Consider the following 17935-nt stretch of genomic DNA (forward strand, 5'->3'; position numbering starts at 1 on the left):
TTAATCAAATTTATTTAATTTCAAACTCAGGAAAAACGCTATTCCAAAGCGTTTTGAGATTTTCGGTTTTAAAGTCCCCAACACGCCTAAGCCTGTGCGTCATCGCAAGCATTTCAGGGTAGTGAGCGAGCAAATGCACCGAAAAATCGTGCGAGTATGGGCTAATGTGCGTGATTAGCGGGACTGCGCGCAGACTTTTTATCTTTGTCGCGTTGCCCTCTTTTTCGATTACGATATCAGCCATGGCGCCTAGCATGCGCGCGCTCTCGTCTTGGTTAGAAATGAAGTTTCCTAGCGAATAAAAGCACGGCACGCTTCTGTTATCATCTGTGGTGATGAGCTCTAATGGCTGGATTACATGCGGGTGTGTGCCGATGATGAGATCTGCGCCAGAGTTTGCCAAAAACTGCGCCTGCTTTTTCTGCGCGGCGGTTGGTTTGTGCGTGTATTCCACGCCCCAATGTGGCAAAACCACCACAAAATCGGCGTGTTTTTTCGCAAGTTCTAAGTCGCTTAAAATTTTTTCCTCGTCGCTTAGCAAATCCACCAAATACCCTTTGCCTTTTGGCATTATGTGGCCGTTTAGCCCATAAGTGTAGTTCAAAAACGCGACGCTAACATTGTTTTTTTTCAAAATTTTAACGATTTTACTGCTGTTTTGATCTGGCGAAATGCCGATATATGTGATATCCTCGAAACCAGACCAAAATTTCGCGCTATCTAGTATGCCTTCTTCGCCCTTATCGAGTGCGTGGTTTGTCGCATGGGCGATTAGATTAAACCCAGCGTCCCTCACAGCCTCGCCTACTTCGAGCGGAGAGCCGAAATTTGGGTAGCCAGAGAGCTTTTTTTTATCTTCGATTAGGATTGTTTCTTGGTTTATGATTTTGATATCTTTGTCTTTGATTTCATCTTTGATAAAGCGATAATACGGCTTAAAATCGTGGCTTTTGGCGGTTTTATCATGCGCGCCCTCGATTAGCTTGGAGTGGATTAGATTGTCCCCCACAGCGATGAGAGAGAGGGTGTTTTCGCTAGCACAGCCAAAAAGTAAAAATGAAAAAAACAGAATTAAAATTTTCAAAATTTCCCCAAATTTAGCCAAATTTAACACTGTTTGCTACTATTGCTAGCCGAATTTTGCTCTGAATTTTGCGCTGAATTTTCGTGCTCGTCGATGATGGCTTGCATTTTGGTGCGGGTGTTTTCTAGCCATGCGCTATCGCTCGTATCGACGGGATCTAGGTAGATGATTTTCACATGTCCGCTTCGCACGCGGAATTCCTTCGAATCCGCAATCGCCCCAGTGCCGATAAGCACGATAGGCTGGACTTTAAGGCCTAGTTTGTTTGCTATCATTTTTGCGCCGTTTTGAAATTTGAGCATTTTCGTGCCACGATGTCTGGTGCCTTCTGGAAACATCACGATAGCGCGGCCATTTTTTATACGATCATCTACTTCATGCACGATTCGCACGAGCTCGCGAGGGTTTTTGCGATCGACGGCAATCATCTTTGGCAGGGTTAAAATTTTGCCGATTATCGGCAGTTCGCCAATCTCTTTTTTGGCTATCCAGCAGATGTTTGCAGGGTGTGTTTCTTCTAAGACCACGATATCCATAATGCTTTGATGATTTGCGATAAAAAGCCCCACTTGCGGGTCTGGCGAGCCGATAATTTCGATATCATAACCCACAGCGTATCTTTGCCACCTGCCCCACATACGGCGAAATGTGCGGTGCGAGCTGTTTTTCGCCCACATCAGCACGATTACGACCATTACCGTAGCGACGAACCAAAACGAGTAAAAAAGCGCCTTAATCCTTGACAATTTCGTCCTTTTTGATCCAGCCGATTTTGCTACCACTTAGCATGATTTTATAAAATCCCTTGTTTTCGCCCAAAATTTCGACCTTTTGAGGCTCTTTGGTGACATAAAACACCGTAGATGTCGGTATCGGCAGGATATGCACGGCGGTATTTTTGGCGATTTTGCCGTTTCCATAAGGGTTTTGATAATACAAATTTAGCGCCAAAACAATCACCGCAAAAATCAGCGGAGTGATATTTTTGCTGAGCAAAAACATCACCAAAAGCACCGCTGCGAGGGTGTAAATGGCGATTTGTTTGTAAGCTTCGAATTTGGATTCTTTCGGATTGAGCCCGATTTGCGTGCTAAGATCCTCGGCCTGCGGATTTAGCTCGATACCGAAATTTTCGAATTTTTTCGTTTGCAGATTAAAATAGCTAAAATCGAAATTTTTCACATTTTTGTCAATTACAGCGAAATAATATCCACTCTGGCTAGCGTATCCGCCACGCACAGAATCCACGCCTTGTTTTATGATAGAAGGATTATCCACGCTAAATGAGGCAAGCGCGCCGTTTCGCACGCTTAAATCTAGGGTGAGTAAATTTGAATTATCGTCAAATTTGGCGGTTTTGTAGTTTTTTAGCTTCAAATCATCGGCTGAAATATGGACGAAATTTTCCCTTTTTTCTAGCTTGATAAACTCAGGATTGCGCGGTTTAATCGAGCTTTTTTCAAAAAATTCGCCATTTCGCTCTAAGGTTAGAATAATGTCGTTTATCTTCGCACCCTCGCCGTTTGCGCTAAAATACAGCGTCGTTTCAAACATCTCATCGCCCTGTATCCACGAGAGATTATCCTCGTTTAGCCAGATTAGATTCTCCGTGCGATCAATCGCTAGCTTTGGCGTAACGGTTACTTTTTGACCTAAATACACGCTGAAATTTATCCTAAAAATTTCATTATAATAGGCTTTTTTAGGCGCTCCATCGACTTTGAGAGTGAGTTCTTTGGGTTTGATATCCTCATAGATTTTCTCATCAGAAATATCCAAATCCACCTCGTTTGTCGGTGCGAGCGCCTTCAAATCATCAAGGCTAAGGTTTTTATTCATAACCTCGTTTTTATTCATTTTCATCATCACGCGAGAGTTATCACGCTGTGCGCCCTCAGTAGAGCTGGTTTGCTCTGATTTTTTCGGAGCGTATTTGCTCAAATCATCAAGCGAATCTATGCTAACCTCTGGCGCAGCTAGGCTAAGTGCGCAAATTCCAAAAAGGGCTAAAACTCTTCTTAACAAACTAGCCCTTTTAGCATTTTTTCGCCGTCCGTTCCACCGAGAATTTCCTCGATAGCGCGCTCAGGGTGCGGCATAAGACCAAAGATTTTTTTGTTTTTATCGCAAATTCCAGCTATGCTATCAACTGAGCCATTTGGGTTTAAATCATTGCCATTTTCGTCGCAGTATTTAAGCAAAATTTGGTCATTATCATACATTTTTTTCAAATTTTCGCTATCGACATAGTAATTGCCCTCGCCGTGCGCGATAGGGATATTTAAAATTTCGCCATTTTTGCAACAAGCAAGAAATTTATTGTCATTACTAATGACTTTTAGATAGTGATATTTAGAGATAAAGCTCAAATTTATGTTGCGGTTCATCGCGCCCTTTAAGAGTTTGAGCTCTAAAAGCATTTGAAATCCATTGCAAATACCGAGCAAATACCCACCCTTTTTGGCGTGAGCGCGCACAGCCTCCATAATAGGGCTAAATTTCGCAATCGCAGCCGTTCTTAGATAATCGCCATGACTAAAACCGCCAGGAAGCACGACCAAATCGGCATTTAGCGTAGTATCCTTATGCCAAATCACTTCCACATCGCAACCAAGACGCTCAAAAGCATACTTCGTGTCGCGTTCGCAGTTCGTGCCCGGGAAATTGATAACCGCTACCTTCATAGCACAATCTCGTAATCTTCGATAACGGTGTTGGCTAGCAGGTCTTCGCACATTTGCTCTACATTTTTATAAATCGCCTCTTTGTTCTCGCCTTGCATGTCAAGCTCGATTTGTTTAGCCACGCTTACAGAATTTACACCGCTAAAACCAAGCGAAGTTAGGGCGTGTTTGACGGCCTTGCCTTGCGGATCTAAAACGCCATTTTTCAATTTTACATTTACGATTACTTTCATTTTTTATCCTAAAATTCTTTTTAAAACTTCCTCATAAGCGACTTTTACATCACCGAGCCCTTGACGGAATACATCTTTGTCTAGTTTTTGATTCGTATCCTTATCCCAAAAACGGCAGCTATCAGGGCTAATCTCATCAGCTAGCAAAATTTCGCCCTTGCTATCTTTGCCAAGTTCGATTTTAAAGTCGATTAGGCGCAAATTTCTCTCATCGAAAAATTTAACCAAAATTTCATTTATTTTCTTTGCGATTACTTTAAGCTCGTCAAGCTCGGCTTGATCTTTTACCGCACCTAGGATTATGGCGTGTTCGTCATTTAAGATCGGATCGCCCAAATCATCGTCTTTGTAGCAAAACTCGACCAAAGTAAATGGCAAAATCGTGCCCTCTTTGATACCAAGGCGTTTTGTAAGTGAGCCAGTAGCGACATTTCGCGCGATGATTTCAAGTGGGAAAATTTTGCATTTTTTGACTAATTGCTCAGTTTCGTTTAGCGTCTCAACTAACGCAGTTTTAATGCCGTTTTTCTCTAATAAATGAAAAATTTGAGTTGAAATTTTGCAATTAAGCGCACCTTTTCCAGCCTCTTCTGCCTTTTTCACGCCGTTAAATGCAGTTAGGGAATCTTTGAATTCGCTAATTAGCAAATCATCGTTGCCCTCGACTGACCACATTTTTTTGCCTTTGCCCTCGTAAATAAGCTCTTTTTTGCTTGCCATGCTACTCTCCTTTACTTAATCTTAAAATTTTAATCGCATCGATTGCGGTTTTTAGCTGAATATCGTCGTTAATCTGCTCTTTTGAGATGAAATTTTTCTCATCTTTTTTCTCTTTTTTTTCTTCTTCTTTTTTCGGCTCTTCGACCTTTGCAAGCTCGCTTTCTAGGTGCTTTTTAAGGTCGGCTTCTTTGACTGAAAATTCATTTTCGCTCTTTTGAGGCACCTTGCCAGCTGCTACAATCAAATCAGGCGTAACGCCCACAGCTTGGATTGTGCGACCACTAGAAAGGTAATACCGCGCGATTGTTAGTCGCAAGGCTTCTTTGTTTTCGATAGGCAAAATCACCTGCACGCTACCCTTGCCGAAAGTATTCTCGCCCACGATTACAGCGCGTTTTAGATCCTGCAACGACCCGCTTACGATCTCGCTTGCACTCGCACTTCCGCCATTTACTAGCACGACGAGTGGCAGGTCGGTTACCTTTTTCTTAGGATCTGCGTTATGCTCCTCAGTATCTGATTTGTTGCGACCTTTTTGCGATACGATTAAGCCCTTATCCACGAATAAATTCACAAGCCCGATTGCCTGCTCCAAAAGTCCGCCAGGGTTATTTCGCAAATCAAGGATTATCCCTTTTGCCTCGGGGTGTTCTTTTATAAATTTGGCCGTATCAGCGGTAACATGCTGGTCAAAATTTGTTACACGCAAATACAAAATTTTCTCATCATCTATCATTTTAGAATACGCAGACTCGACCTTGATTATATCGCGCACGATCTCTACATCAAAGGGCTTACTCTCGCCTTTGCGAACGATTGTGAGCGTGATTTTGGTTTTTGGTTTGCCACGCATTTTGCTTACAGCTTCATCGATTGTAATCCCAAGTGTCGCATTTCCGTCGATTCGCAAAATCACATCATTTGCTTTGAGCCCCTTTTTATCAGCCGGTGTGCCCTCGATAGGCGAAATGACAGTTAGTGCGCCATCTTTCATACCGACCTGAATGCCCAAACCGCCGAATTCGCCCTGAGTTTGCACCTTAGTATCATTGTAAGCTTTTTGATCCATAAAGCTAGAATGGGCGTCCAAATTTCCCATAAGACCAGAAATCGTCTTATCCACAAGCTCCGAAAAGCTCATCTGCTCGACATAGTTATTTTCCACGATTGCTAGGGTTTTAGTAAGCTTTGCCAGCGCTTCAAGCCTTGTTTTTTCGCTGTCAGGTTTTTTGGTCGAATTTGCCTCTTTCGCCTCCAAATTTCCTACAAAAAACAGACCAAAAAGTAGTGAAAATACAAAACCAAAGCCAAAAAAGAGATGTTTTTGTTGCAAAAATTTGTCCTTAATTTGAAATAGGCGAAATTCTATAAAAATTTCGCTAAATATTAGTTAAATTTAAGCCATTTTTAGCGATAAAATTTTAAAATTCAGAGTGAAAAATTTGAAAGATTAAATTTATTTACTAAAAAACCTTGACATAATTAGACTAAATATATATAATACAGACAAAATCAACTTTAAGGAGTTTTTTATGAACGAAACACTTGAAATTTTAACCGACAAAATGCACTCACTACTCGAAAGTTCGCTCTCCCTAGCTATCCACTCCAAAAATGGCGAGGTTGCGAATTTGCACATTTTGTGGGCATTGTGCGTGGATTCAAGCTCTGTGCTAAATCAAATTTTTAACAAATTTGACATCAGTAAAAGCGCGGTTGAATTAGAAATCAAAAGCGCGCTACAAACCCTGCCAACTAGTTCAAATGTCACGCGCGATAATATCAAAATTTCGCGCGAAGTGGTAAATTCATTAGAGAGCGCAAAAGGCCTAATGACGAGCCTTGGGGACAAATTTATCGCTATTGATACTTGGTTAGTGGCGAATTTAGACAAATCTCCGCTAAAAGAAATTTTGGCTAAATTTGCCGATCTTAGCGAGATAAAAAAAGAGCTAGAAATGCTAAGAGCGGGCAAAAATATCACCACCAAAACAGGCGATGACACACTTGAAGCGCTTAGCAAATTTGCGCTAAATTTGACCCAAAAAGCGATAAATGGCGAGTTAGATCCTATTATCGGGCGCGATGAAGTCATCACTCGTATGATGCAAATACTAATCCGCAAAACAAAAAACAACCCAATACTTCTTGGCGAACCAGGCGTAGGCAAAACCGCCATTGTCGAGGGTTTGGCGCAGTTAATCGCGCAAAAAGATGTCCCGCTTAGCCTACAAAACAAGCGCGTAATGGCACTTGATATGAGCGCGCTCATTGCCGGTGCGAAATACAGAGGCGAGTTCGAAGATCGCCTAAAAGCCGTCATCGACGAGGTTAAAAAAGCTGGCGATGTGATACTTTTCATCGATGAAATTCACACTATCGTGGGAGCTGGGGCAAGTGAAGGCAGTATGGACGCTGCAAATATCCTAAAACCTGCCCTAGCTAGGGGCGAGCTACACACTATCGGCGCGACTACGCTCAAAGAATACCGCAAATACTTCGAAAAAGACGCCGCCTTGCAACGCCGTTTCCAGCCTGTCATCGTGGCCGAACCGACCGTGAGCGAGGCTACGGCGATACTTCGTGGCATAAAAGAGCGCTTAGAGGTTCATCACAATGTCACAATCACAGATAGCGCGCTAGTCGCTGCTACCAAGCTTAGCCACCGCTATATCAGCGATAGATTTTTGCCTGATAAGGCGATTGATTTGATCGACGAGGCTGCCGCTGAGCTAAAAATGCAAATCGAGAGCGAGCCTTACGAACTAGCCAAGGCAAAAAGGGAAATTCTAACCCTTCAAGTCGAAAAAGAAGCCCTAAAAATGGAAAACGACGCCAAAAACGACAAAAGGCTAAATCAAATCGACAAAGAGATCGAGAATTTAAACGAAACCAAAAATTCGCTTTTGGCTAAATTTGAAAACGAAAAGGCTGTATTTAACGGCATAAGCGAAGCCAAAAAATCAATAGATAGCCTAAAAATCGAAGCCGCAAACGCTAGAAGCAAAGGGGATTTAAGCAAGGCTGCTGAGATCGAATATGGCAAAATCCCAGCCGCAAACGCCAAAGTCAAAGAGCTAGAAGCCAAATGGGAGGATATGAAGGAAAGCGGAGTTTTGCTAAAAAACCGCGTCGATGAGGAAATGGTCGCAGGAATCCTTAGCAAATGGACAGGAATTAGCGTAAGCAAAATGCTCTCATCAGAGCGCGAAAAATACCTAAATATCGAATCTCACCTAAAACAAAGTGTCGTGGGTCAAGACGCCGCGCTTCACGCCATAGCGCGCGCTGTGAAGCGAAACAAGGCTGGCCTTGCAAGCGCAAATCGCCCGATTGGAAGCTTTTTGTTTTTAGGACCTACTGGCGTGGGCAAAACAGAGAGTGCTAAAACACTAGCGAAATTTTTATTCGACGATGAGCGAGCGATGATTAGATTTGATATGAGCGAATATATGGAAAAACACAGCGTCTCACGCTTGCTTGGTGCGCCTCCTGGATATGTGGGATACGATGAGGGCGGTCAGCTAAGCGAGGCTGTGCGCCGCCGTCCGTATAGCGTGCTACTTTTCGACGAAATCGAAAAGGCGCACAAAGATGTCTTTAATATCTTGCTTGGCATACTCGATGACGGGCGCGCGACCGATAACAAGGGCGTGGTCGTGGATTTTAAAAACACCATTATAATCCTTACGAGCAATATCGGCTCGGATAAGATTATGAGTCTGGGCGAAAATGAGCGCGAAAATGCCGTAAAAGACGAGCTGAAAAACTATTTCAGACCCGAGTTTATCAACAGGCTCGATGACATTGTGATTTTCAACGCCCTTAGCGAAGACAATCTCATCGATATCGTGGGAATTATGTTTAAAGAGCTAGCGCATTTGCTCGAAGAGCGCGGTATCAGCGCAACTCTAAGCGAAAATGCCAAAAAGCTCATTGCTGGGGCTGGATTTGATGCAGAATACGGCGCCAGACCGCTAAGACGCGCACTTTATGATTTGGTCGAGGATAAGATAGCCGATATGATTTTAAACGACGAGCTAAAAGAAGGAAATGCAATCCTAATCGACGCCAACGGCGAGGATATCGAGATCAAGGTCGTTTCATAGGCGAAATTTAAGGCGCGAATTTGCGCCTTAAATTTAATCCATTTTATCGATACTGTCTTTTTGATTTTTAAATTTTACATTTTTCAAATTTAACTTATTTTTTGGTTTATCAAATTTGACTTTTTCGCCTTTTGGTTTTTTGGGTTGTTTTTTGGTTTTTGGCGAAATAAAATTAAAATTTTTGGTGTTAATTTGTCGTTTTGATTTGTAAAAAATACCCAAACATATAAAAAGAAAACCGGTAACCAAATAAAATGCAGATAGTTCATCAGACGGCTCAACCCAGCCACTAAATTTACTCCAAGTTTTAAAACCAAGTGATGAAAATATTCCAAGAATTAATAATATTATTCCACCAAACAGCATTTGAAATTTCATATTCACAAACCGCTCTACACCAACGCGACTTTTAGTTTATGCGACGCCAAAGTTTTTGGCTTTTCACCCTTGCTAAGAGCGATAAACTCGTCCGTGCTAAGCAGGTAAAAATCAATTAACTCGCGCCCCATTAGCGCGCAGATTTCGGCACTTTTACCATCAATAAAGCCAAGTGCTTTTTTGGAATTTACCAGCAAAAAATCAGCCCCGCTATCAAACGCGTCAAAGAGAATTTCCCCAGCCACCCTTAGCGCGCACTCCTTTTCGGCGCCGTAAATTTCAGCCCTTAACGCCTCGTTTTCGCGCTCAAATCTCACGACATCTCCGCCAAATCTACGCACCAAATCCCGCGCGCCCTCATCGCCCCAAACAGCGATTTTAAAGCCCGTGTAGCGGTGCGGGGCAGTGTTTGCGTCTATCTCGGCTAGGCTTTGTGCGCTATAAATTTTATCCACGCGCGCTGGATCAATCCCACAAAGCTCGCAAAGCCTATCATAAATCAAATCGCAATCATAGTCCAAATTTAGGGCATTACACGGCGTGAAATAGACAAGCTGCGGGCGGATAAAATCTAAAATTTCGCCCCTTTTTTGCGGGAAATTTTCGAGCAGAAAATTCGCAAAAACAAAGGCGCTGTTTCCCAAAAAAACCTCGCTAAACTTCCTTAAATTTGAGCTGTAAAAATATGGTGCTAATTCCTTGTAAAACTCGAAAGTATCGCTATTAGCGATAGCAGAAAAACTTTGAAATTTAGAGTAAAAACTCTCAAATCCGCACTCCAAATCCTTGCGCGCCTCGCTCTGGCTAAGTGGCGCGATGTATAAAATCCTGCCAAAACGCGCCAAAATCCCACCAAATGGCTCCTCCACGCTTGCGACCACGCCATTAATTTTGACAAAACTCACGCCCTCATAGCTAAAATACGGATCGCCCGCTTTTATCTCGTCTAAAAGCTCGCCCACGCTAGCGAAATTTTCGCGCTCAAAAATATATGGCTTAAAATAGCTTAAAACATCGATTTTAGGGTCAAATCTGAAAAGCCTAATCTCCAACATAATTGCTCCTTTTTGCGCCCGAAATTCTACTAAAATTTGGCTAATAATTAGATTTTTAGGCGCGATTTTATATAATAATCGCTTTTATTTTAGCCAAAAAGTGAAATTAATATGAAATTTTTATATACCTTAAACCACGCGCCCATAAACGCGCATTTTAGCAAAAACTCAAACGATTTCGTCGTGCGCGAAGTCCCATTGTATGAGCCTAGCGGCGATGGCGAGCATGCGATGATACATCTGCAAAAAAAGGACCTAACCACCTGGGAAGCCTTGCAGATTTTAAGCGAACATTTAGGCGTTAAGATGCGCGATTTCGGCTATGCAGGGCTCAAAGACAAAGAGGGCTTAACTAGCCAGTTTGTTACATTTCCTTTCAAATTCGCGCCAAATTTAGAGAGTTTTTCGCACGAAAAAATTAAAATTTTAAGCCTTAATCGCCACAAAAACAAGCTAAAAATCGGACATTTAAAGGGAAATAATTTTTTTATCCGCCTAAAAAAGGTCTTGCCAACTGACGCTTTAAAACTGCGTGAAGCTCTTGAAACACTCAGCGCGCAGGGGTTTGCAAACTATTTTGGCTTTCAGCGCTTTGGCAAATTTGGCGACAATGCCGAGGCAGGTCTTGCGATACTGCGTGGCGAAAAGCGCATTAAAAACCCTAAAATGCGCGATTTCTTAATCAGCGCGTATCAAAGCGAGCTATTTAACGCTTGGCTAGCCAAAAGGGTCGAAATTTCAAAATTTGCTAGCGAATTTAGTGTGAGCGAGTTTGCCAAAATTTACGGATTTGACAAAGCCCTTGCCAAATCTATCGCCACTCAGGCGCAATTTTACAAGCTACTTCCGGGCGAGATTTTGGGGCATTTCCCGCACGGGGCGTTTTTTACCTGCGAGGATTTAGGCGCGGAGGTAGAGCGGTTTGTGCGCCGCGATATCACGAGCGCTGGGCTCATCGCTGGGGCGCAAAAACTGCGCGCAAGTGGCGTGGCGAATAGATTTGAGAGCGAAATTTTCGCCGAGGCTGAGGCGTATTTGGCGCAAACAAACGGCTCGTATCGCTATGCGTGGAGCTATATAGAGGATATCTCGCACAGCTACGACGAGGAAAAGGCGCAGTTTGGATTTAGCTTTTATCTGCCAAAAGGCTCGTATGCGACGGTGATTTTGGAGGAAATTTTGCATAGAGAAATTTTCGAAAATTTCGCCCCTAGCGAAGAGTGAAATTTGAAATTTAGCCAAATTTCGCTTCGCAAGCCAGAAATACTGCGCCGGGCACCATTATCGTTAAATAAGGATTTTGCGATGAAAGAGATTTATGTATATAATAAAAAATTGAAAGTCAGCCATATAACTACGGAAATTAGACAAATGGTGGATATTTTAATTAAAAATTCATTTGATGAAAATAGAAAAAAATATTATAAATTTTCAGACGAAATTTTTTATTTTGAAGATGGAAGTATGGGAAGCTTTGGTTTTGTTTATGATAGTAATAAATATATTGGTGGCGGTAAGCATATTTCAAATATAGATTTTTATGATATTGACGGAACACTTTGTGTAGCTACTATGTTTGTATATGATAATAATTTGATAGACAGCGTAGATATTTGGAAAGTTGATTTTTCACCACTTATAAAAATACCTACAAATGAAAATGAATTTTTTTTACCACAAGGCGAATAATATGTTGGAATTTATAATAAATAAAATTCCGACCGATGAAAATATAATTACGGTTGATGATGATTTAATTTTAGATAATAAACATTTTTTATTTGTTAATTTAAATCAAAAAGCTAAATTGGCATCTTTTTGTTTTAGCACCAATTTGGCTTTATTTTATTTTGCAAAAAATTTATTATATCGCACCATTGATGAAGAACCTGTGCCACTTTTGGAATTTATACCAAATTTAAATAATGATATTGTTAATGGGGTTAGATTAAAAAGTAAAAGTTGTAGATTTTTCATTGATGTAGAGAATAATTCGCACAATTTAAATATAAATGACAAATATATAGAAATAGATAAATCATTATTTAAAGAAAAAATTAATATATCTTTCCAAAATGATTATAATGCAAATTCTGTATTTTTATCTTTTAGTGATAAAAAAATGTTATTTAATTTTTCAAATTTTTTGCTTAGTCTGGCGAGATATGGGGTAAATAAAAAATATGAGATTGTAGATAAAAAAAATAATAAAATGACAATAGCAGTTTCGTAAGGTGGGCATACTTGCCCACCGCAAATGAGCCGAATTTTACAGCCCCATTTTGTTCGGATTTAGGATATTGTTTGGATCAAAGGCCTTTTTAATCGCGCGGAAAAGCTCCATTTCAGCCTCGTTAAACGCCATTTTCATATACGGAGCCTTCGAAATGCCAATCCCATGCTCCCCACTTAGCGTGCCACCAAGCTCCACAGTCGCTGCGAAAATCTCCTCGATAGCTAAGTGAGCCTTTTTGACCTCTTCGACATTGCTTTTATCAGCCATGACATTTGTATGGACATTGCCATCGCCTGTATGTCCAAAACAAGGCGTAACAAGCCCGTATTTAGCCGAAATTTCAGCGATTTTATCCAAAAGCGCAGGTAAATTCGAGCGTGGCACGGTGATATCTTCGTTTAGCTTCAAAGAGCCGTAGCAAGTGATTGATTGCGAGCAATTTCTGCGCGCAAACCAAATATCCGCACTCTCGCGCTCGTCCTTTGCCACACGAAATTCGCTAGCACCATTTGCCATAAAACTATCTTTGATCACGCGCAAATCGGCTTCTAAGCTATCTTCGATATTGCCATCGACATCGCAGATTAGTATCGCACCAGCGCTAGTTGGCAGACCTTTGTGAAATTTCTGCTCGACAGCCTTTATGCACAGATTGTCCAAAAACTCCATTGCCACGGGCGTTACGCCACTCGCCATTGTCTTATACACGGCGTCCATTGCGTTTTTGACACTTGGGAAAATTCCCATTGCGGTCTTTTTAAATTTTGGCATTGCGATGAGTTTTAGCGTGATTTCGGTAATCACAGCAAGTGAGCCCTCACTAGCGATTAAAATTCCAGCGATATTATACCCTGCGACATCTTTTATCGTGCGTTTGCCAGCGCGTATGATTTCGCCACTAGGAAGCACAGCGCGTAGAGCCATGACATAGTCTTTGGTTATGCCATATTTCGCCGCTCTCATACCGCCTGAGTTTTCAGCGACATTGCCACCAAGCGTGCTGTATGCCTCACTCGCAGGATCTGGCGGGTAAAACAGCCCCATTTTGGCGACTGCGTTTTGCAAATCTTTGTTTATCACGCCCGGCTGAACGACGGCGACTAAATTTTGCAAATCAATCTCTAAAATTTTATTCATATGCTTTTCAAAGCCTAGAATTATCCCGCCATCTTGCGCTAATGCACCGCCAGTAAAGCCACTTCCAGCCCCGCGCGGGATAATTGGCAGATTGTGAGCGTTGCAGTATTTTAAAATCTCGCTCACATCGCTCTCATCTCGCGGGAAAAGCACAGCGTCTGGCTTAAAACGCCTTCTAGTCGCGTCGTAGCAGTAGGCGATTTTATGCGCTTCGTCGAAATAGGCGTTTTGCTCGCCTAGTAAATTTGTAAAAAATTCTATATCAGAATTATTCATCATCTAAGCCCAAAAGATATGAGTAGTGTCTGTCATAGTCGCTAATCGGACCATTTGTGAAATCCCAAAACACGGTTTTGATATCCCCTACGCGTGAATAAAACGGAAGCGTGTAGTAAGCGACCTTGCCACTTTCATAAGTGCGAAGTGGTTTGAAGCTGCCGCAGTCTGCAAATACGCTCTTTTCGTTCATTGCGATAAAAATTAGCCCAGTGCTGTTTTTCGCGCAAATTTTGCGGAAATCATCACGGCTTGGGTTTGGTTTAGAATTTAGCCTCAAATACGCTCCGCCAAGGTCAGGGTGAATAAACTCGATATTTGGGAAAGCCTGCACGATTTGTGCGTAAATTTCGGCATTTGGAGCCACGATTAGGGCGCGGTCATAAAGGTAGTTTAAAATCACCTTATCGCCATTAGCTGGCAAAATTTTTGGTAGTGGCAGGGCTTTTTGCTCCAACATACCAAAGACTTCAAATCTGATTTTTGCCTTTGCGCCGGATTTTTCGCTGACTACTGCGCGCGCGATGATAGCGTTTTCGCCGTTACCGAAATCATGCATTACAATCCCAGCGCTTCCTACCATGATAGCGGGATTATCAGCGATTACGGCTTCGCCATTTTGCACATCAAAAATCAGTGTTTCGTAAGGCGGCATATAAAACTCAGCCCCAAAAACAGATGATAAAAATAGCCCCAAAGCAAGTAAAATTCGTTTCAAATTTAACTCCTAAAATAAAATTTTCGCCAATTATACATAAGAATTTACAACAAACGGCAAGGGATATTTGCCAAATATAAACCAAATTTGGCTAGAATTGAGGTTTTAATTTCAATTTTAAAGCGGTTTATGATGAGAATTTTTGCACTGATTTTTTTACTTTTTAGCCTTTCATTTGCCTCTTCTGCGAGTGTTGAAAAATTTAAATGGCCCTCAGGCGTGAGCTTGCTACAATTTATGGAAAATTTCTCTATTCCGCTCTCGACATATTATGATTTAGACAAAGAGGATCAAGAATTAGCCGCCGAAGTGCGCGCAGATGTCGAGTGCATGATGCTAAAAGACCCGCTTGGCAAAATCGTCCAAGTCCTAATCCCCATAAACGACGAACTTCAAATCCAAATTTACCGCGATAAAAAAGGAATTTACAAATTTATCTACACGCCGATTGTTTATGAGCAACACTCTTACGCTTTAAGCATTGAGATTACTTCATCGCCCTCAAACGATATCTTAAAGGCTACCGGAAGTATCGCGCTAGCAAATGAATTTTCGAGCGTTTTTAAAAACGAGGTAAATTTCAAAAAACTACAAAAAGGCGATCGCCTTACGATTTTATACGAGCAAAAAACTCGCCTTGGACGCCCATTTGGCGGGGTTAAAATCCTAGCCGGCACAATCGAAGAAGCCAAAAAACCAAAATCGCTTTATTATTTCGAGGACAAATACTACAACGAAACCGGCAAAAAGGTCGAACATTTCGTCCTTACCACGCCACTTGTTTATACTAGAATTTCATCTCGTTTCACGCCTAAACGCTTCCACCCGGTGCTTAAACGATACCGCGCGCACCTAGGCGTGGATTATGCTGCGCCAAAAGGCACAAAAGTAAATGCCGCAGGTAATGGCAAAGTAACCTTCGTAGGGCGCAAAAACGGCTATGGAAACACCGTCGAAATCAACCACGGCGGAGGTTTGGTTACGCTGTATGCGCATTTAAGCGGATTTGCCAAAGGGCTCAAAGTCGGCATGAGCGTAAAACAAGGGCAACTAATCGCCTATGTAGGCTCCACAGGCCTAAGCTCGGGACCACATTTGCATTTGGGTCTGTATCGCAACAACCAGCCAGTCGATCCCTTAAAAACCATAAAAATCACAAAATCAAATTTCGTAAGCGAGGAAGAGCGCAAATTTAAGGCGTTGGTAAAGGATATGAACGCTAAATTTGACGCAGTTAAAGACGGCTCGAAAAACCCAGCGAAATTTGAACCTTATGAAAATTTAGTCAGCATAAATTAGAGGCAAAAATGGAAGCAAAAGATAAAGAATTTTTGACAGATTACGAAGAAGCCGAAGCTCTTTTAGAGGCGCATATCGGCGATACGATAGAAGAAGAGCTAAGCCCAGCGGACCTTGCAGATCACTTAAAGGCGCTTAAAAAACACGACGAGGAAAAATATGTCGAATTCCTAGAAAAACTCGACCCCGAGGACCTTGCTGACGCTGCGCTTGAAATGCCAGATCACATGCTCGAAGATATCATCGAAACCCTTCCTAGCGAGAAAATCGTCGAAGCTATCGAAGAGCTAGAAAGCGATGATCAAGCAGAACTACTCCAAAGTATCGAAGAAATCGACGAGGATAAGGCAAAGGAGCTTTTTTACGGGCTTGATGAGGACGATCGCCACGATATTTTGACGATTAACAAATACGACGATGACGAAGCTGGCGCGTATATGCAAACCGAGGTTTTTAGCGCACGCGAAAACCAAACCCTAGGCGAAGCTGTCGATATGCTAAGGGTAATGCGCCAAAACGGCGATATCGAAAATGTCTTTCAGCTCTTTGTTTTAGACGATAAAGGCCACATGCTAAGCGCGTTTTCGACCTCGGATTTGATTTTATACGATTTTTCGCTCACGCTAAAAGAAATTTCGCAAAAATTTAACGCAGACGCAAAGGTGCATTTCGCCACTGATACCGATAAAATCGAAGATGTCATCAAGGATTTCGAGGAATTTGACCTAAATGTAATCCCTGTTTTGGACGCAAACGGCGTGCTGATTGGGCGAATCACAGCCGATGATGTGCATGATTTGATTCAAGAGCGCGCCACAGAGCAAATTTATAACCTTGCTGGTGTCGATGATGAGGCTGAGGAGGAAGATACTGCATTTTCAGCTGGAAAGGCGCGTGCATCATGGCTGGGCGTGAATTTATGCACGGCGATTATTAGCTCGATTATCATCGGACTTTTTGACGCTACAATCGAGCAACTCGTCGCCCTTGCCGTGCTTATGCCAATCGTGGCCTCCATGGGCGGAAACACAGGCACACAGGCTCTCACCGTTACGGTTCGTCGCCTAGCCCTCGGCGAAATCGAGGCACGCGATATCCGCTCGGTAATCACGCGCGAAGTTACCATTTCGCTAGTAAATGGCTCGATTTTTGCCGTGGCAATGGGAGTTGTGGCGTGGGTGTGGTTTGGTATGAAGCTTCTTGGCGTCGTGATTGCGATGTCAATGGTGATAAATTTGACCTTGGCTGGATTTTTTGGCGCGATTATTCCGATTGCCTTGCGCCGTTTTGGAATTGATCCAGCTGTGGGAAGCTCGGTTTTGCTGACCACGGTTACTGATATAGTGGGATTTTTTAGCTTTTTAGGACTTGCGACATGGATATTGATATAAAAAATTTTAAAATTTCAAAACTCGAACACTCGAATTTCATTAAGCCATTTAGGCTAAATTTTGAATTAAACGGCGAGGCGCGGGCGTGGGACTGCGTCAAGGTGCATGATAGTGTCTCAATACTGCTGTATCACAGCGAAAAAAAGGCGTTTTTGCTCGTTAAGCAGTTTCGCCCAAGTGTGTGGTTTTACCAAGACGAAAATTTAATAAACTGCGATGAAAAGGGCTTTACCTACGAGCTGTGCGCTGGGATTTTAGACAAAGGCATTAGCGAGGAACAAACCGCAATCGAGGAAATTTACGAAGAAACCGGATATGAACTTAAAAATTTGGAGTTTATCACGAGCTTTTACAGCGCGCTTGGTTTTGGCGCAAATCGCCAAATTTTATTTTACGGCGAGATTGATGAAAGCATGAAAAAAGGCGCAGGTGGCGGGGTCGATGGTGAGAATATCGAGCTGTATTTTTTGCCGTTAGATGAAGCTAAAAAATTTATGTATGACGAAAAAATCGTGCGAGCCTCTGGGTTAGTGGCGGCGTTTTTGTGGTTTTTCCAAAACAAGGGCGAAATTTAATGCAAATTTTAGCCCAAATTTCACTAAATCTTAGAATTTA

General features: G+C 42.2%; 18 protein-coding genes. 7 read left to right on the top strand and 11 right to left on the bottom strand.

Going from position 1 to position 17935, the window contains the following annotated elements:
* Positions 1–10: 10 nt before the first annotated feature.
* From OFO01_RS04590 to OFO01_RS04620, 7 genes are read right to left on the bottom strand one after another with little or no spacing between them, the layout of a single operon-like run.
* Positions 11–1084: a CapA family protein gene (locus OFO01_RS04590; RefSeq protein WP_270859014.1), complete on the bottom strand. Its 1074-nt coding sequence runs from the start codon at positions 1082–1084 to the stop codon at positions 11–13.
* 23 nt (positions 1085–1107) lie between these two features.
* The gene (locus OFO01_RS04595; RefSeq protein ID WP_270859015.1) at positions 1108–1830 is read right to left on the bottom strand and encodes a lysophospholipid acyltransferase family protein; all 723 of its coding nucleotides are present in this window, start codon (positions 1828–1830) and stop codon (positions 1108–1110) included.
* Positions 1817–3109, bottom strand: coding sequence for a hypothetical protein (locus tag OFO01_RS04600; protein WP_270859016.1), 1293 nt, complete (start codon positions 3107–3109; stop codon positions 1817–1819). Before OFO01_RS04600 ends, OFO01_RS04595 begins: the two co-directional genes overlap by 14 nt.
* Positions 3103–3768, bottom strand: coding sequence for a phosphoribosylformylglycinamidine synthase I (purQ, locus tag OFO01_RS04605; protein ID WP_270859017.1), 666 nt, complete (start codon positions 3766–3768; stop codon positions 3103–3105). Before purQ ends, OFO01_RS04600 begins: the two co-directional genes overlap by 7 nt.
* Positions 3765–4001: a phosphoribosylformylglycinamidine synthase subunit PurS gene (purS, locus tag OFO01_RS04610; protein ID WP_270859018.1), complete on the bottom strand. Its 237-nt coding sequence runs from the start codon at positions 3999–4001 to the stop codon at positions 3765–3767. The genes purQ and purS overlap by 4 nt, the downstream gene beginning before the upstream one ends.
* Before the next feature lie 3 nt (positions 4002–4004).
* Entirely contained in the window at positions 4005–4721 is a 717-nt protein-coding gene (gene purC, locus OFO01_RS04615) for a phosphoribosylaminoimidazolesuccinocarboxamide synthase (protein WP_270859019.1), read from the bottom strand.
* Position 4722: 1 nt separating this feature from the next.
* Positions 4723–6069 carry a S41 family peptidase gene (locus OFO01_RS04620; protein ID WP_442868035.1) on the bottom strand — a complete coding sequence of 449 codons (1347 nt, stop codon included), beginning with the start codon at positions 6067–6069 and terminating at the stop codon, positions 4723–4725.
* A 184-nt stretch (positions 6070–6253) separates the two neighbouring features.
* Here OFO01_RS04620 and OFO01_RS04625 point away from each other — a divergent pair, with 184 nt between their 5' ends.
* Complete coding sequence (locus tag OFO01_RS04625; protein WP_270859020.1) at positions 6254–8830, top strand: ATP-dependent Clp protease ATP-binding subunit; 2577 nt, start codon at positions 6254–6256, stop codon at positions 8828–8830.
* 33 nt (positions 8831–8863) lie between these two features.
* Here the strand turns inward: OFO01_RS04625 and OFO01_RS04630 are convergent, their stop codons facing one another.
* On the bottom strand, positions 8864–9208 hold the full coding sequence (locus OFO01_RS04630) for a hypothetical protein (RefSeq protein WP_270859021.1): 345 nt from the start codon (positions 9206–9208) through the stop codon (positions 8864–8866).
* 14 nt (positions 9209–9222) lie between these two features.
* Positions 9223–10263 (bottom strand): hypothetical protein, encoded by a 1041-nt coding sequence (locus OFO01_RS04635; RefSeq protein WP_270859022.1) that lies wholly within the window; start codon positions 10261–10263, stop codon positions 9223–9225.
* 111 nt (positions 10264–10374) lie between these two features.
* On the opposite strand from OFO01_RS04635, the gene truD reads away from it, so the two are divergent.
* The 3 genes from truD to OFO01_RS04650 all read left to right on the top strand — a co-directional run bounded on the left by truD (position 10375) and on the right by OFO01_RS04650 (position 12496).
* A complete protein-coding gene (truD, locus tag OFO01_RS04640; protein ID WP_270859023.1) occupies positions 10375–11487 on the top strand; it encodes a tRNA pseudouridine(13) synthase TruD in 1113 nt (370 codons plus the stop codon).
* An 81-nt stretch (positions 11488–11568) separates the two neighbouring features.
* Complete coding sequence (locus OFO01_RS04645; protein WP_270859024.1) at positions 11569–11952, top strand: DUF6984 family protein; 384 nt, start codon at positions 11569–11571, stop codon at positions 11950–11952.
* Between the two features lies 1 nt (position 11953).
* Complete coding sequence (locus tag OFO01_RS04650) at positions 11954–12496, top strand: hypothetical protein (RefSeq protein ID WP_270859025.1); 543 nt, start codon at positions 11954–11956, stop codon at positions 12494–12496.
* Between the two features lie 36 nt (positions 12497–12532).
* On the opposite strand, the gene OFO01_RS04655 is transcribed toward OFO01_RS04650, so the two are convergent.
* Positions 12533–13912, bottom strand: a complete 1380-nt coding sequence (locus OFO01_RS04655) for an FAD-linked oxidase C-terminal domain-containing protein (RefSeq protein WP_270859026.1) — start codon at positions 13910–13912, stop codon at positions 12533–12535.
* On the bottom strand, positions 13905–14630 hold the full coding sequence (locus OFO01_RS04660) for a plasminogen-binding N-terminal domain-containing protein (protein WP_270859027.1): 726 nt from the start codon (positions 14628–14630) through the stop codon (positions 13905–13907). The genes OFO01_RS04655 and OFO01_RS04660 overlap by 8 nt, the downstream gene beginning before the upstream one ends.
* Before the next feature lie 129 nt (positions 14631–14759).
* Here OFO01_RS04660 and OFO01_RS04665 point away from each other — a divergent pair, with 129 nt between their 5' ends.
* Genes OFO01_RS04665 through OFO01_RS04675 form a run of 3 tightly spaced genes read left to right on the top strand, consistent with a single transcriptional unit; the run spans position 14760 to position 17895 of the window.
* Positions 14760–15929, top strand: coding sequence for a peptidoglycan DD-metalloendopeptidase family protein (locus tag OFO01_RS04665; RefSeq protein ID WP_270859028.1), 1170 nt, complete (start codon positions 14760–14762; stop codon positions 15927–15929).
* Between the two features lie 8 nt (positions 15930–15937).
* On the top strand, positions 15938–17320 hold the full coding sequence (mgtE, locus tag OFO01_RS04670) for a magnesium transporter (protein WP_270859029.1): 1383 nt from the start codon (positions 15938–15940) through the stop codon (positions 17318–17320).
* Positions 17305–17895 (top strand): NUDIX domain-containing protein, encoded by a 591-nt coding sequence (locus OFO01_RS04675; RefSeq protein ID WP_270859030.1) that lies wholly within the window; start codon positions 17305–17307, stop codon positions 17893–17895. Before mgtE ends, OFO01_RS04675 begins: the two co-directional genes overlap by 16 nt.
* Positions 17896–17935 lie beyond the last annotated feature (40 nt).

Source organism: Campylobacter sp. JMF_01 NE2, assembly GCF_027737365.1.
Taxonomy (GTDB): Bacteria; Campylobacterota; Campylobacteria; order Campylobacterales; family Campylobacteraceae; genus Campylobacter_B.